Genomic DNA, 15,847 nt, shown 5'->3' on the forward strand with positions numbered 1-15,847 from the left:
TTAATTAACCCATTACTGAAGAGGCTTGAAGATGGATTTCAATTTGAATGACGAGCAGGAACTGTTTGTCGCAGGTATTCGTGAACTGATGGCCAGTGAGAACTGGGAAGCTTACTTTGCCGAGTGCGATCGTGACAGCGTCTACCCAGAACGTTTTGTAAAAGCGCTGGCGGATATGGGCATCGACAGCCTGCTGATCCCGGAAGAACACGGCGGTCTGGAAGCCGGTTTCGTCACCGTTGCCGCGGTGTGGATGGAATTAGGTCGCCTTGGCGCACCGACTTACGTGCTGTATCAATTGCCGGGAGGTTTTAACACTTTCCTGCGTGAAGGCACCCAGGAACAAATTGATAAAATCATGGCGTTCCAGGGCACCGGTAAGCAGATGTGGAACTCCGCTATCACAGAACCGGGAGCTGGATCGGATGTTGGCAGTCTGAAAACCACTTATACACGCAAAGATGGTAAGGTTTATCTTAATGGCAGTAAGTGCTTTATCACCAGTAGCGCCTATACCCCGTATATCGTGGTGATGGCTCGTGATGGTGCATCGCCGGATAAACCGATTTACACCGAGTGGTTTGTTGACATGACGAAAGCCGGTATCAAAGTCAATAAGCTGGAGAAACTCGGCCTGCGCATGGACAGTTGCTGTGAAATTACCTTTGATGACGTCGAACTGGATGAAAAAGACATGTTCGGTCGGGAAGGTAATGGCTTTAACCGCGTGAAAGAAGAGTTTGACCACGAACGTTTCCTCGTCGCCCTGACCAACTACGGTACAGCAATGTGCGCCTTTGAAGATGCGGCGCGCTACGCCAATCAACGCGTCCAGTTTGGCGAAGCAATCGGTCGTTTCCAGCTCATTCAGGAGAAGTTTGCGCATATGGCGATCAAACTGAACTCCATGAAAAACATGCTGCTGGAAGCCGCGTGGAAAGCAGATAACGGCACCATTACCTCGGGTGATGCAGCAATGTGCAAATACTTCTGCGCTAACGCCGCGTTTGAGGTCGTGGACACCTCCATGCAGGTACTCGGCGGTGTGGGTATTGCGGGCAATCATCGCATCACGCGCTTCTGGCGTGACCTGCGTGTTGACCGTGTTTCCGGTGGCTCTGATGAAATGCAGATCCTGACGTTGGGTCGTGCGGTACTCAAGCAATACCGCTAAGTGGGATGCCGGATGGCGCTTCGCCTATCCGGCCTACAACTAACTGCCAGGAGTTACATTATGGACCATTTACCAATGCCTGCATTTGGGCCGCTTGCCGGCGTACGCGTTGTCTTTTCAGGGATCGAAATCGCCGGGCCGTTCGCCGGACAGATGTTTGCCGAATGGGGCGCTGAGGTTATCTGGATTGAAAACGTCGCCTGGGCCGATACCATCCGCGTGCAACCCAACTACCCGCAGCTGTCACGCCGCAACCTGCACGCCCTGTCACTCAATATTTTCAAAGATGAAGGCCGGGAAGCGTTTCTGAAGCTCATGGAAACCACCGACATTTTCATTGAAGCCAGTAAAGGTCCGGCCTTTGCCCGCCGCGGTATTACCGATGAGGTTTTATGGGAGCATAACCCGAAGCTGGTTATCGCTCACCTCTCCGGCTTCGGCCAGTATGGCACCGATGAGTACACCAACCTCCCGGCGTACAATACCATCGCCCAGGCGTTCAGCGGTTATCTGATTCAAAACGGCGACGTTGACCAGCCGATGCCAGCCTTCCCGTACACCGCCGATTACTTCTCCGGCATGACAGCCACCACGGCAGCCCTGGCTGCTCTGTATAAAGTGCGCGAAACGGGTAAAGGCGAAAGTATCGATATTGCCATGTACGAAGTCATGCTGCGTATGGGCCAGTACTTCATGATGGATTACTTCAACGGCGGTGAAGTTTGCCCGCGCATGACTAAAGGTAAAGACCCCTACTACGCCGGTTGCGGCCTGTATAAATGCGCCGACGGCTACATCGTGATGGAGCTGGTTGGCATTACGCAAATCAACGAATGCTTTAAGGATATTGGTCTGGCGCACATTCTCGGAACGCCAGAAGTTCCGGAAGGCACACAGCTCATCCATCGTGTTGAGTGCCCCTACGGCCCGTTAGTCGAAGAGAAACTGGATGCCTGGCTGGCAGAACACACTATTGCAGACGTTCAGGCGCGCTTTGCCGAACTGAATATCGCCTGCGCGAAAGTACTGACGATCCCGGAACTGGAAGACAACCCGCAGTACGTAGCCCGTGAATCTATTACCCAGTGGCAAACGATGGACGGTCGCACCTGTAAAGGCCCCAACATCATGCCGAAATTCAAAAATAACCCAGGGAAAATCTGGCGTGGCATGCCGTCACACGGCATGGATACCGCCGCCATTCTGAAAAATATCGGTTACAGCGAAGCAGACATTAATGAGCTGGTCGGCAAAGGTCTGGCCAGGGTTGAGGATTAAACGCGATGCGCTGACCGGCTTTGCGGGTTAGCGCTCACGCCTGATTTCAGTGGATAAGGTAAAATGGATATCGTTGGCAGACAAAACTTACGTCAGATGTGGGACGACCTGGCCGGGGTGTACGGAGATAAAGCAGCACTTATTTTCGAATCCTGCGAAGGAAACGTTCGGCAGTTTAGCTATGCCTCACTTAATGAAGAGATTAACCGTACGGCGAACCTTTTTCATTCATTGGGCATACGCAAAGGCGATAAGGTCGCATTACATCTGGATAACTGCCCGGAGTTCATTTTTTGCTGGTTTGGGCTGGCAAAAATTGGCGCCGTGATGGTACCGATTAACGCCCGCTTGCTGGGGGAAGAAAGCGCCTGGATCCTGCAAAACAGCCAGGTCAGCCTGCTGGTCACCAGCGCTCAGTTTTATCCAATGTACCGCCAGATAAAACGGGAAAATACCACCCCGCTTAATCACATTTGTCTCATCGGAGAGCAGGTTCCGGCTGACGATGGCGTGAGCCATTTTTCTCAGCTCAAGGACCAGCAGCCGACAACGCTGTGCTATACACCACCGTTATCCACTGATGACACGGCAGAAATTCTGTTTACCTCAGGCACCACCTCGCGTCCCAAAGGGGTGGTGATTACCCACTATAACCTGCGTTTTGCCGGTTACTACTCCGCCTGGCAGTGCGCCCTGCGCGATGACGACGTCTACCTGACGGTCATGCCCGCTTTCCATATTGACTGCCAGTGTACGGCAGCCATGGCGGCTTTTTCCGCAGGCAGTACCTTTGTGCTGATAGAGAAATACAGCGCCCGGGCCTTCTGGGACCAGGTACGTAAATATCAGGCGACGGTGACGGAATGCATTCCGATGATGATCCGCACCCTGATGGTACAGCCCGCAAGCCCGACTGACAGGCAGCACAAGCTGCGCGAAGTGATGTTCTACCTCAATTTATCGGTGCAGGAAAAAGATGATTTTATCACGCGCTTTGGCGTTAGGCTGCTGACCTCCTACGGCATGACGGAAACCATCGTCGGTATTATTGGTGACCGCCCCGGTGACCAACGGCGCTGGCCTTCCATTGGCCGCGTGGGCTTTAGCTATGAAGCCGAAATCCGCGACGATCATAATCAGCCGTTACCTGCCGGAGAGATTGGCGAAATCTGCATTAAAGGCGTGCCGGGTAAAACGATATTTAAAGAGTACTACGCACAGCCACAGGCCACGGCCAACGCGCTGGAGCCGGACGGCTGGTTGCATACCGGTGATTCCGGCTACCGGGATGAAGACGGCTTTTTCTATTTCGTTGACCGGCGCTGCAACATGATTAAACGCGGTGGGGAAAATGTTTCCTGCGTCGAGCTGGAAAATATAATCGCTGCTCACCCTAAAATTCAGGACATTGTCATTGTCGGTATTAAAGACGCTATCCGCGATGAGGCGATTAAAGCCTTTATCGTATTGAATGAGGGGGAAACATTAAGCGAAGCGGAATTTTTCAGTTTCTGCGAAGGCAATATGGCGAAGTTTAAGGTTCCCTCGTTTTTGGAGATAAGAACCGACCTGCCGCGTAATTGTTCCGGAAAAATAATCAAAAAAAATCTGAAATAAATCCTCCGCCAGGAATGCCTCCTGTCGGCAAATCTATTTTTTGGAGATGAGCTATGAGTGAATCATTACATCTGACCCGTAACGGCCCGATTCTGGAAATTACATTAGACAGGCCCAAAGCGAATGCCATTGACGCCAAAACCAGTTTTGCCATGGGTGAGGCTTTTCTTCATTTCCGCGATGACCCGGAATTGCGCGTGGCGATTATCACCGGCGGCGGCGAGAAATTCTTTTCTGCCGGCTGGGACCTAAAAGCGGCAGCAGAAGGTGAAGCGCCGGATGCCGATTTTGGTCCCGGTGGTTTTGCCGGTTTAACGGAAATATTTGATCTCGACAAGCCGGTCATCGCCGCAGTAAACGGCTATGCCTTCGGCGGCGGATTCGAGCTAGCGCTGGCGGCAGATTTTATCATCTGTGCGGAAAACGCCAGCTTTGCGCTACCGGAAGCCAAGCTTGGTATCGTGCCAGACAGCGGCGGCGTGCTGCGTCTGCCGAAGCTGCTGCCGCCTGCTATCGTCAACGAAATGGTGATGACCGGCAGACGAATGAGCGCCGAAGAAGCACTGCGCTGGGGGATTGTGAACCGCGTCGTCAGCCAGGTTGAACTGATGGACAGCGCCCGCGAACTGGCGCAGCAGCTGGTGAATAGCGCCCCGTTGGCCATCGCCGCGCTGAAAGAGATTTACCGCGCGACCAGCGAAATGCCGGTAGAAGAAGGCTACCGCTACATCCGCAGCGGCGTGCTGAAGCATTACCCATCCGTACTGCACTCTGAGGATGCGCTCGAAGGACCGCAGGCATTTGCTGAAAAACGCGATCCGGTGTGGAAAGGTCGTTAATGTGCTGAGGCCGGATGGCGCTTTGCTTATCCGGCCTACAAAAAATGCACACTCGTAGGCCGCGTTATCCGGCAAAAACAACTGAGGAATATCGTGAGTTATTATGCGTTTGAAGGCCTGATCCCGGTGGTACACCCACAGGCGTATGTCCATCCTAGCGCAGTGCTGATTGGCGATGTGATCGTCGGTGCTGGCGTATATATCGGTCCTCTTGCCTCGCTGCGCGGCGACTATGGCCGCCTGATCCTTGAAGCAGGCTCGAATCTTCAGGATGGTTGCATCATGCACGGCTACTGTGACACCGACACCATCGTGCATGAGAATGGACACATCGGACATGGTGCAATCCTGCACGGCTGCGTCATTGGCCGGGACGCGCTGGTTGGCATGAACAGCGTCATAATGGACGGCGCAACAATTGGCGAAGAGAGCATTGTCGCCGCCATGAGCTTTGTTAAAGCCGGATTTACCGGCGAGGCAAGGCAAATGCTGGTCGGTTCACCTGCCCGCGTGCTGCGAGAGGTGACAGACCAGGAGCTGCACTGGAAGCGGCTGAACACCAAAGAGTATCAGGATCTCGCGGTTCGCTGTCGGGTAGGGTTACGCGAAACACAGCCGTTAACGCAGATTGATAAAAACCGCCCGCGTCTGAAAGGCACAACGGATGTGAAGCCCAAATCAGCACAGTAATTGATGCCGGATGCGCTCACGCTTATCCGGCCTACGAGTCAATTACCGTTTATGCCGCCATCAGGCAAACTTACAATTAGCGACGCATACTTTTTGACAGCATCATCTGCCATTTCTGCTCGCGATTAAGCTCTGTTGGCGGTACAGCCGACATACGCGGCATTTTCCCTACGCTCACTTTTTTATCCTGCAAATTGTGATTCAATCTGCTGTAGAGATGAGAATCAATACTCACGACTTTCACCAGACGCTGGCACTGACAGCCCCGGCCTGCAATCTGGTTAGGGATCATCTTAACTTCACAAACAATTTCTCCCACCTCAGACAGAATATAGGAGAGCGTATTAATTGCTTTGCAGTGTTCAATATTAAAATGGAGGGAGATTTCTTTTGCCGTGACCCAACGATCTTCAGCCCTGATCCAATCGGCAATTAACAAATAAAGCGGTCTTTCAACATACTCTTCACACATAAGCACACCATTTCACAAATTAAAAATCTGGCTACGGCCTGTCTGGATAAATAAAAACAAAGCCATATTAAAATTGTGTATATGAGAGATAGTATGCGACTTGAATGTTGATTAGTGTGAGCAACATCTTGCTTATTACATTGAAAATGTGGTTATCACAGCGCTATTTGCCCGTAATGACCTTAATAGATAAAAAAAACGGTTTCTTTACAGAAACCGTTTCTTATTAAATTGCAGACCCGACCAGCTCAGAAGCGGGTGGGTCATTGTCGATTACTTCGCGATCTGTGCGTGCATTTCCTGAACGGAGGTCACCTTCTCGGTAGCATCCGCATTCAGCGCCATCGCCGTGGCGAAACCGCCGTTCAGCGTGGTGTCATAATGAACTTTGTACTGCAGCGCGCTGCGGCGAATCAGCTTGGAGTCTTCAATCGCCTGACGACCTTCAGTGGTGTTGATGATATAGGTATATTCGCCATTCTTGATACGGTCCTGAATATGCGGACGACCTTCATGCACCTTGTTTACCAGACGCGGGTTGATACCGGCTTCCCCCAGTACAATTGCCGTACCGTGGGTTGCGTCCAGCTCGAAACCAAACTTCAGCAGCTTCGCCGCCAGGTCAACGACGCGCTCTTTATCGCCTTCACGCACGGAGAGCAGTGCGCGGCCCTGTTTCTTCATGGTGGAGCTGCTGCCCAGCTGCGCCTTGGCGAATGCTTCCGCAAAGGTGCGACCTACGCCCATCACTTCGCCGGTAGAGCGCATTTCTGGCCCTAACAGGGGGTCAACGCCCGGGAACTTGTTAAACGGCAGCACCACTTCCTTCACCGAGTAGTACGGCGGGATAATTTCTTTGGTGACGCCCTGCTGTGCCAACGTTTGACCGACCATCACGCGCGCCGCCACTTTTGCAAGCGCAACACCGGTGGCTTTGGAGACAAACGGTACGGTACGCGCCGCACGCGGGTTGACTTCAATCAGGTAAACTTCGTTGTTCTTCACCGCAAACTGGACGTTCATCAAACCACGAACCTGCAGTTCGAAGGCCAGTTTCTGCACCTGCTGGCGCATCACGTCCTGAATTTCCTGGCTCAGCGTGTAGGCTGGCAGGGAACACGCGGAGTCACCGGAGTGAACGCCCGCCTGCTCAATGTGCTCCATGATGCCGCCAATCAGCACCCTTTCGCCGTCGCAGATAGCGTCCACGTCCACTTCTACTGCGTCATCCAGGAAGCGGTCCAGCAGCACCGGCGCGTCGTTGGAGACGCTGACCGCGGTCTGGAAGTAGCGACGCAGGTCGGCTTCGTCGTACACAATTTCCATTGCCCGACCGCCAAGCACGTAGGACGGGCGCACCACCAGCGGGTAGCCAATCTCTTTTGCCTTCTCGACCGCCATTTCAATGGCGGTAACGGTGGCGTTGGCCGGTTGTTTTAGCTTCAGACGGTCAACCGCCTGCTGGAAACGCTCACGGTCTTCAGCGCGGTCAATCGCGTCCGGGCTGGTGCCGATAACCGGCACGCCTGCGGCTTCCAGCGCACGCGCCAGCTTCAGCGGAGTCTGCCCGCCGTACTGCACGATAACGCCTTTCGGCTTCTCGATACGCACGATTTCCAGCACGTCTTCGAACGTTACCGGTTCAAAGTACAGACGGTCGGAGGTGTCGTAGTCGGTAGAAACCGTTTCCGGGTTACAGTTGACCATAATGGTCTCGTAACCGTCTTCGCGCAGCGCCAGCGACGCATGTACGCAGCAGTAATCGAATTCGATACCCTGACCGATACGGTTCGGGCCACCGCCCAGCACCATAATTTTGTCGCGATCCTGAGTCGGGTTCGCTTCGCACTCTTCTTCATAGGTGGAGTACATATAGGCAGTGTCAGTGGAGAATTCTGCGGCGCAGGTATCCACACGTTTATAAACCGGGTGCAGCTTATACTGTTCGCGCAGTTTGCGGATTTCCGCTTCGCGCACGCCAGCCAGTTTTGCCAGACGCGCATCGGCAAAGCCTTTACGCTTGAGCTGGCGCAGGAAATCAGCGTCGAGGCCGTTAATCCCCAGCTCTGCAACTTTTTCTTCCAGACGCACCAGTTCTTCAATCTGTACCAGGAACCAGCGGTCAATGTTGGTCAGGTTGAAGACGCCATCAACGGACAGACCAGCACGGAACGCATCGGCGATGTACCAGATACGCTCAGCGCCTGCATCTTTCAGCTCGCGACGAATTTTGGTCAGCGCTTCCGGGTCATCCAGGCTCACCTTCGGGTCGAAACCGGTGGCGCCCACTTCCAGACCGCGCAGCGCTTTTTGCAGCGATTCCTGCTGTGTGCGGCCAATCGCCATCACTTCGCCGACGGACTTCATCTGCGTCGTCAGACGGTCGTTAGCACCGGCAAACTTCTCGAAGTTAAAGCGCGGGATCTTAGTCACAACGTAGTCGATAGACGGTTCGAACGACGCCGGGGTGCGACCACCGGTGATGTCGTTCATCAGCTCATCGAGGGTATAACCGACAGCCAGTTTCGCCGCCACTTTGGCAATCGGGAAACCGGTCGCTTTCGAGGCCAGCGCCGAGGAGCGGGAAACGCGTGGGTTCATTTCAATGACAATCAGGCGGCCGTTTTTCGGGTTCACCGCAAACTGCACGTTAGACCCGCCGGTTTCTACGCCGATTTCACGCAGTACCGCCATCGAGGCGTTACGCATGATTTGATATTCTTTGTCGGTCAGCGTCTGGGCAGGCGCTACGGTGATGGAGTCACCGGTATGAATGCCCATGGCGTCGAAGTTTTCGATGGAGCAGACAATAATGCAGTTATCATTTTTGTCACGTACCACTTCCATCTCGTACTCTTTCCAGCCAATCAGCGATTCATCAATCAGCAGCTCTTTCGTTGGGGAAAGATCCAGACCGCGTTCGCAAATCTCTTCAAACTCTTCGCGGTTATAGGCAATACCGCCGCCGGTACCGCCCATGGTGAAGGACGGGCGGATGATGCACGGGAAGCCGACGTCAGCGGCAACCGCCAGCGCTTCTTCCATGGTGTGGGCGATACCAGAACGCGCGGTGTCGAGACCGATTTTCTTCATTGCGATGTCGAAGCGACGGCGATCTTCTGCTTTATCAATCGCATCGGCGGTGGCACCAATCATGGTCACACCGAACTCTTCAAGTACGCCCTGACGCTCCAGCTCCAGCGCGCAGTTCAGCGCCGTCTGGCCGCCCATGGTAGGCAGTACCGCATCCGGGCGCTCTTTTTCGATAATTTTGCGTACCACTTCCCAGTGAATTGGCTCGATGTAAGTGGCATCGGCCATTTCCGGGTCGGTCATGATGGTCGCCGGGTTGGAGTTGACCAGAATAACGCGGTAACCCTCTTCACGCAGGGCTTTACACGCCTGCGCGCCGGAATAGTCAAACTCACACGCCTGGCCGATAACAATCGGACCCGCGCCCAGAATCAGGATACTTTTTATGTCTGTACGTTTTGGCATGGCTCTTTTAACTCCTGATTATTTCGCGGACTGACGGTATTGCTCAATTAACTCGATAAAGTGGTCGAACAGCGGCGCAGCATCGTGCGGCCCCGGGCTCGCTTCAGGGTGGCCCTGGAAGCTAAACGCCGGTTTGTCGGTGCGATGGATACCCTGCAGGGTGCCATCGAACAGTGATTTGTGTGTGACGCGCAAGGTAGCAGGCATCGAGGCTTCATCCACCGCAAAACCGTGGTTCTGCGCGGTAATCATCACGGTGTTGTTATCGATATCTTTCACCGGATGGTTGCCGCCGTGGTGGCCAAACTTCATCTTGATGGTCTTCGCACCGCTCGCCAGCGCCAGCAGCTGATGGCCGAGACAGATGCCAAACACCGGAATATCGGTTTCGAGGAATTTCTGAATCGCGGCAATCGCGTAGTCACACGGTGCCGGGTCGCCAGGACCGTTGGACAGGAAGATACCGTCCGGATTCATCTTTAATACGTCTTCTGCGGAGGTCTGCGCAGGCACAACCGTCAGGCGGCAGCCGCGATCCACCAGCATACGCAGAATGTTGCGTTTCGCGCCGAAATCGTAGGCAACCACGTGGAACGGGAGTTCTTCAGCGGATTTTGCTTCCGGCAGGTCGCCTTCCAGCGTCCAGCTTCCCTGGGTCCAGCCATACGGTTCTGCCGTAGTGACTTCTTTCGCCAGATCCATGCCGTTCAGGCCCGGGAAGGCTTTCGCTTTTTCCAGCGCCAGCTGTGCATCCAGGTTATCCCCTGCGATGATGCAGCCGTTCTGAGCGCCTTTCTCGCGCAGCAGACGGGTCAGCTTACGGGTATCAATATCGGCAATCGCCACGATGTTATGGCGCTTCAGGTAAGAAGAGAGGTCTTCGGTATTGCGGTAATTGCTGGCAATCAGCGGCAGGTCGCGGATGACCAGACCTTGCGCATGTACCTGAGAAGATTCTGCATCGGCTTCATTGGTGCCGACATTGCCGATATGAGGATAAGTAAGGGTGACGATTTGGCGGGAATAGGAAGGATCAGTGAGGATTTCTTGATAACCGGTCATTGAAGTATTGAAAACGACTTCCCCAACCGCCGAACCTGTTGCCCCTATGGCCCGACCGTGAAACTGGGTTCCGTCTTCCAGAACCAATAGCGCTGACTTAATCAAAACACCCTCCAGAGAATATTCACTCACTTTATTTGCATATTAATTCATTAACACAGTATGAATCAATGCAAATTTGCTTACCTATGGATTTCTGGCAAACGGCGGCATTCTAGAGACAGCCCGGGGAAAAGTCTACCCAAAAGGGGATTTTTTATTATTATTTTACGCCACTGGGACAAATCATGTGATTTAACAGGCAAAAAGATCAGCTAAGTAACGGTAGAAAACGCTTGCGGGAGGTCAAGAATGTAAAAATGAATCATGACAGACAAAAAAGTGGACCATTTGGTCAAAATTTACATTGAGGCAACAAAAACACATTACAAAACATCTTAAAATAAGCATTTTAATTGAAAATTATAAAAACAATGGAAAAATAAAAGGGCAATAAAATATTGCCCTATGTAATCAATAAATTATGATTACAATAACCACATCACGAAGGGTAATAAAACCTTATAAACTGCCTAAATCAAGCACATCTTTCATATCAAAAAGACCATTTGACTTACCTTTCAACCACATCGCCGATCTTACCGCACCGTTGGCAAACGTCATACGGCTGGACGCTTTGTGCGTAATCTCGATACGTTCGCCAATATCGGCGAACATCGCCGTATGTTCCCCGACGATGTCACCAGCACGCACCGTGGCGAAACCGATAGTGCCAGGCACACGTTCACCGGTGTAACCTTCACGCGAGTAGACGGCACAGTCCTTTAAATCTTTGTCCAGCGCCCCGGCAATCGCCTCCCCCATCGCCAGCGCCGTCCCTGACGGTGCGTCGACTTTATGACGGTGGTGCGCTTCAATAATTTCGATGTCGGTGTAGTCGCCCATCACCTTCGCCGCTTTCTCCAGCAGTTTAAGCATCACGTTCACGCCGACGCTAAAGTTGGCGGCAAACACAATGGCAATATCCTGCGAGGCATCGCGAATGGTCTGCTTACCGGCATCATCAAACCCGGTCGTGCCAATCACCATGCCTTTTGCATGCTGCCGACAAAATGCCAGATGCGTCAGCGTGCCTTCCGGGCGGGTAAAATCGATAAAGACATCGAAATCGTCTTTTACCGCTTCGAGGCTGCTCTGAACGGTTACGCCAGATTTTCCAACGCCCGCCAGCTCACCAGCATCGCTGCCCAGTAAAGAGGAGCCATCACGCTCTAGTGCCGCCCCCAGTTGTACTCCTTCCATCGCCATCGTGGCCTGAATTAACTGCCGTCCCATGCGGCCACCGGCGCCTGCAATGGCGACGCGGATTTGTGCATCATGCATAGCTATTCTCTTTTGTTAAAATTGCGTAAATCGTTTTCAGAGTAACCAGCCCGCGACAGGGTCGCCAGCCGAAAACGTCCATAATTAGAAATTAATGATAAACAGAGAGGAATATCAGTAAAAGACATGATTCACCCCGCAGGATGAATCATTGCCGCAGACGGGGAAAGAAGTCAAACTCGCTCAGAATGGCGACAGACGATAAGAAAAGCACTTTAAAACCCAACGGTAGGTAGCCAATTCGCGTGACCGTTTCTGCCAGCCCATTTTCAGGCCGCTAGAGTATAGCTCACCACCATCTGCCCTTTTTTCAGCTTAACCTGTGTAATGATCACCTCACCCAGCTCGGATAAACGGGCCACGTGCGTACCGCCACAAGGATATCCCGGTAGGTCACCAAAACCGACCTGGCGTAAGCCGCCGTCAAAGGTAATTCGGCGCGCAAGATTGTCGGTCTGCCATTGGCCAATTTTCGCCATCAGTTGTGCCGCTTCCGGCAAAGTGCTGCCCTCACCTATCGCAAAAGTAATGCGCCCTTCATTCGGCCAATGGTGCGCTTTAACCGGTCGCCAACCAAATATTTCACCGGCCTGACCAATCATGTGCCCGGCTGAGTGCAGACGGGCGTGAAGATGGCGGACAGCAGCATCAATATGCAGCGTCGTTTCGCCAGGCGGCAGCGGTTGCGCCACAATATGCACCACCTCTTCACCGCGCGTCATCACGCCTTCAACCGGGACGCCACCGATCGCGCCACTGTCCGAGGGTTGTCCGCCGCCCTGTGGATGAAACAGCGTGCTATCGAGCGTAATCGCATAGCGCCCATCGGGTTCTGCCGTGCAGTGTGTGATCGTCGCATGGCCTCGGGTGTCATCGCTGGTGTAATAAAGACGTTCAGTCATGGTTGTTCTCCTCTTGATGAGCAGAGTATATTCACTTTACCAGCACCGATAATCCCATCAACATTCAATGCATCTTTGCCCGGTACGCACAAATGAATCCCAACCTGCTTCCTGACCTTGCCACCTTTGTGTTGATTGTCGACCAGGGGAGTTTCTCCGCCGCCGCCAAAATATCCGGCGCAACGCCTTCCGCTATCAGCCGCAGCGTCTCGCGGCTTGAGCAGGCATTAGGCAGCAAACTGCTGCACCGCACCACCCGTAAGCTGGCGCTAAGCGAGACCGGGAAGATGGTTTATGAACACGCGCAAGAGATGCTAAACGCCGCGCAAATGGCGGTAGACTCCGGCAGCAGCCGCCAGACCATTGCCCAGGGGAAGCTAACGGTCAGCGTGCCAAAGGCGGTCGGGCGTTTTGTTATTCACCCTTTAATGGCGGAGTTTTTCACCCGCTTCCCGGACGTGGATGTCTGTCTGAGGCTGGAAGACCGCTATATGGACTTGATTGATGATGGCGTGGATCTGGCACTGCGCATCAGTCAGTCGCCGTCGCCGGGTTTGTACGGCAAGCCGCTGATGCCGGTCAGTCACGTTATCTGCGCCACGCCGGAATATTTGCGCCAGCACGGTACGCCCGATACCCCACAAGCCCTGCGCGATCATAGCTGTATTAGCCTTGGCGAAACGCCCGCTGATTCGCGCTGGAAGTTTCGCCGTGGGGATAAAATTGAAACTCTGCAAACTCATGGGCGTTATGCTGCCAACCATACCGGCGTGCGGCTGGACGCGGTAAAGCATCATCTGGGGATTGGCAGCCTGCCGCTGTTTACCGCCCGTGAAACGCTTGCCAGCGGCGAGATTGTCCAGGTATTACCGGAGTGGGAGTTTATCAGCGATTACAGCGGCGATCTGTGGCTCTTATGGACACGCAACCAACATATGCCCGCCAGAATGCGGGCCATGATTGATTACCTTAGCGAGAAATTGCCTCAATCTGGCCGTTGATTATGGCGCGCGTGACAGCACCTCAGCGACCCACTGGCGGAAGCCGTCAACATCCAGCGCCAGCGCGACCTGCGCGTTGGCGGGCTGCCCAAGGCGACCCTCGATATCCACTACCGTCGTTCCCGAGGTGTATTCCCCCTGGGTTTCCACCGCCACAAAGCAGGGCTGGAGCGTGAACAGATCCGGGCGGACCAGCCAGGCAATGGCGCAGAGATCGTGCATACGCAGACCGGTATTCATGCTGCCGCTACGATAATGACTGAACAGCGCGTGCAGCATTTTCCCCGTCTGATTAAGTGCGGGTAATGTTGCCAGGTACTCTGGTGCCAGCATGGCCTGGTTGGTGACATCCAGCCCGCACATGACTATCTCCAGCCCACTGCGAAAGACCTTCGCCGCCGCTTCGGGATCGACAGCAATATTAAACTCCGCATTGGGCGTAAAGTTACCGCGCCCGGCTGAACCGCCCATCATCACCAGGCGGCGAATATTGAATACGCATTCAGGATAGTGGGTAAGCAACAGAGCAATATTGGTCAACGGGCCAATTGCCACCAGCGTAACGGGCTGCGGGGCATGCATCAGCGCATCTCGAATTGCCTGGAAGGCGGGTTTCGCCAGCGGCTGTCGATTGTGTTCGACAAAATCATACCCTGCCATACCGGACTCACCGTGCACTGAAGCCGCATCACGCAGCGGCCGCACCAGCGGCATAGCTGCCCCCTGCACCAACGGAATATCCGCATTCCAAAAGTGCAGCAACTGCAACGCATTACGGGTCGTTTTTTCCACCGACACGTTGCCTGCCACCGTCGTCATCAGCTGCAGATCCAGCTCAGGGGAAAACAGTGCAGCGGCAATCGCCGCCGCATCATCAATGCCGGGATCGGTATCAAGAATGATCGGTAAGCGCATGGTTTCTCCAAAAAAAATGCCAGACGTTAAGTCTGGCATCTTCTCATAATCATGACGCGAAAGAGTTACTCTACTTCACGAACATCCACACGCAGCTCTTTCGGCACTTCGAAAACGATGTTCTCTTCACGGCCTTCCAGTGGGATAGCATCCCCACCGCCGAGCTCCTGCAGACGGACAATCACGTTCTGTACCAGAATATCCGGCGCAGAAGCACCGGCCGTCACGCCGACGCACGCCGCATCTTTCACCCAGGCTTCCTGGATATCGGTCGCATCGTCAATCAGATACGCGGCCTTGCCCATACGCTGGGCCAGTTCTGCCAGGCGGTTGGAGTTAGACGAGTTTTTCGAGCCGACAACCAGTACCACATCCGCTTGCTCCGCCAACGCACGAACCGCTTCCTGACGGTTGGTGGTGGCATAGCAGATATCGTCTTTGCGCGGCCCAACAATTTTCGGGAAGCGTTGACGCAGGGCATCAATCACATCAGAGGTGTCATCAACCGAGAGCGTAGTCTGGGTCATGAAGGAGAGCTTACCTTCATTTTTGACATTCAACGTCAGGACGTCTTCCGGCGATTCCACCAGGTACATCCCCCCCTGCGGGTTGCTGTACTGGCCCATCGTACCCTCAACCTCCGGGTGTCCGGCGTGACCAATCAGAATCGACTCTTCGCCACGGCGGCTGGCGCGCGCGACTTCCATATGCACTTTGGTCACCAGCGGGCAGGTGGCATCAAAGACCGTCAGATCGCGGCCTTTGGCTTCGTTACGCACGGCCTGAGACACGCCGTGGGCGGAGAAAATCAGGATCGCACCGTCCGGTACTTCACTGATTTGCTCAATAAAAATTGCACCGCGCTCGCGCAGGCTATCCACCACATAGCGGTTATGCACCACTTCATGACGGACATAAATCGGCGCGCCGTAGATAGCCAGCGCGTTTTCCACAATGCTGATAGCGCGGTCTACGCCAGCGCAAAATCCGCGCGGGTTAGCCAACAGGATCTGCAT

The 15,847-nt window shown here is 53.9% G+C and carries 13 protein-coding genes; 6 read left to right on the top strand and 7 right to left on the bottom strand.

Features of this window, described 5'->3' with window-relative positions; translation table 11 throughout:
- The first annotated feature begins 31 nt into the window (after window positions 1-31).
- The 5 genes from caiA (at window position 32) to caiE (ending at window position 5,598) form a co-directional block, all read left to right on the top strand.
- Window positions 32-1,174 (top strand): crotonobetainyl-CoA dehydrogenase, encoded by a 1,143-nt coding sequence (gene caiA / locus FCH32_RS08170; RefSeq protein WP_096758350.1) that lies wholly within the window; start codon window positions 32-34, stop codon window positions 1,172-1,174.
- A 60-nt stretch (window positions 1,175-1,234) separates the two neighbouring features.
- Window positions 1,235-2,452, top strand: a complete 1,218-nt coding sequence (gene caiB / locus FCH32_RS08175) for an L-carnitine CoA-transferase (protein ID WP_115259491.1) — start codon at window positions 1,235-1,237, stop codon at window positions 2,450-2,452.
- 63 nt (window positions 2,453-2,515) lie between these two features.
- The gene (gene caiC / locus FCH32_RS08180) at window positions 2,516-4,069 is read left to right on the top strand and encodes a crotonobetaine/carnitine-CoA ligase (RefSeq protein ID WP_115259492.1); all 1,554 of its coding nucleotides are present in this window, start codon (window positions 2,516-2,518) and stop codon (window positions 4,067-4,069) included.
- Window positions 4,070-4,122: 53 nt separating this feature from the next.
- Window positions 4,123-4,908, top strand: coding sequence for a crotonobetainyl-CoA hydratase (gene caiD, locus FCH32_RS08185; protein ID WP_115259493.1), 786 nt, complete (start codon window positions 4,123-4,125; stop codon window positions 4,906-4,908).
- 93 nt (window positions 4,909-5,001) lie between these two features.
- Complete coding sequence (caiE, locus tag FCH32_RS08190; protein ID WP_117342338.1) at window positions 5,002-5,598, top strand: carnitine operon protein CaiE; 597 nt, start codon at window positions 5,002-5,004, stop codon at window positions 5,596-5,598.
- 76 nt (window positions 5,599-5,674) lie between these two features.
- On the opposite strand, the gene caiF is transcribed toward caiE, so the two are convergent.
- The 5 genes from caiF to FCH32_RS08215 all read right to left on the bottom strand — a co-directional run bounded on the left by caiF (window position 5,675) and on the right by FCH32_RS08215 (window position 12,915).
- Window positions 5,675-6,070, bottom strand: coding sequence for a carnitine metabolism transcriptional regulator CaiF (caiF, locus tag FCH32_RS08195; RefSeq protein ID WP_096758355.1), 396 nt, complete (start codon window positions 6,068-6,070; stop codon window positions 5,675-5,677).
- Window positions 6,071-6,343: 273 nt separating this feature from the next.
- Window positions 6,344-9,568, bottom strand: a complete 3,225-nt coding sequence (gene carB / locus FCH32_RS08200; RefSeq protein WP_117342339.1) for a carbamoyl-phosphate synthase large subunit — start codon at window positions 9,566-9,568, stop codon at window positions 6,344-6,346.
- 18 nt (window positions 9,569-9,586) lie between these two features.
- Window positions 9,587-10,735, bottom strand: a complete 1,149-nt coding sequence (gene carA, locus FCH32_RS08205) for a glutamine-hydrolyzing carbamoyl-phosphate synthase small subunit (protein ID WP_096758357.1) — start codon at window positions 10,733-10,735, stop codon at window positions 9,587-9,589.
- 456 nt (window positions 10,736-11,191) lie between these two features.
- Window positions 11,192-12,013 (bottom strand): 4-hydroxy-tetrahydrodipicolinate reductase, encoded by an 822-nt coding sequence (gene dapB / locus FCH32_RS08210; RefSeq protein ID WP_115259496.1) that lies wholly within the window; start codon window positions 12,011-12,013, stop codon window positions 11,192-11,194.
- Window positions 12,014-12,282: 269 nt separating this feature from the next.
- Complete coding sequence (locus FCH32_RS08215) at window positions 12,283-12,915, bottom strand: alanyl-tRNA editing protein (RefSeq protein WP_117342340.1); 633 nt, start codon at window positions 12,913-12,915, stop codon at window positions 12,283-12,285.
- A 92-nt stretch (window positions 12,916-13,007) separates the two neighbouring features.
- Here FCH32_RS08215 and FCH32_RS08220 point away from each other — a divergent pair, with 92 nt between their 5' ends.
- A complete protein-coding gene (locus FCH32_RS08220; protein WP_135912612.1) occupies window positions 13,008-13,916 on the top strand; it encodes a LysR family transcriptional regulator in 909 nt (302 codons plus the stop codon).
- Here the strand turns inward: FCH32_RS08220 and rihC are convergent, their stop codons facing one another.
- Both rihC and ispH read right to left on the bottom strand, forming a co-directional pair.
- Entirely contained in the window at window positions 13,917-14,831 is a 915-nt protein-coding gene (gene rihC / locus FCH32_RS08225; protein WP_174360731.1) for a ribonucleoside hydrolase RihC, read from the bottom strand.
- 65 nt (window positions 14,832-14,896) lie between these two features.
- On the bottom strand, window positions 14,897-15,847 hold the full coding sequence (gene ispH / locus FCH32_RS08230; protein ID WP_115259499.1) for a 4-hydroxy-3-methylbut-2-enyl diphosphate reductase: 951 nt from the start codon (window positions 15,845-15,847) through the stop codon (window positions 14,897-14,899).

It is taken from the genome of Citrobacter gillenii (assembly GCF_013337685.1).
Lineage (GTDB): Bacteria > Pseudomonadota > Gammaproteobacteria > Enterobacterales > Enterobacteriaceae > Citrobacter > Citrobacter gillenii.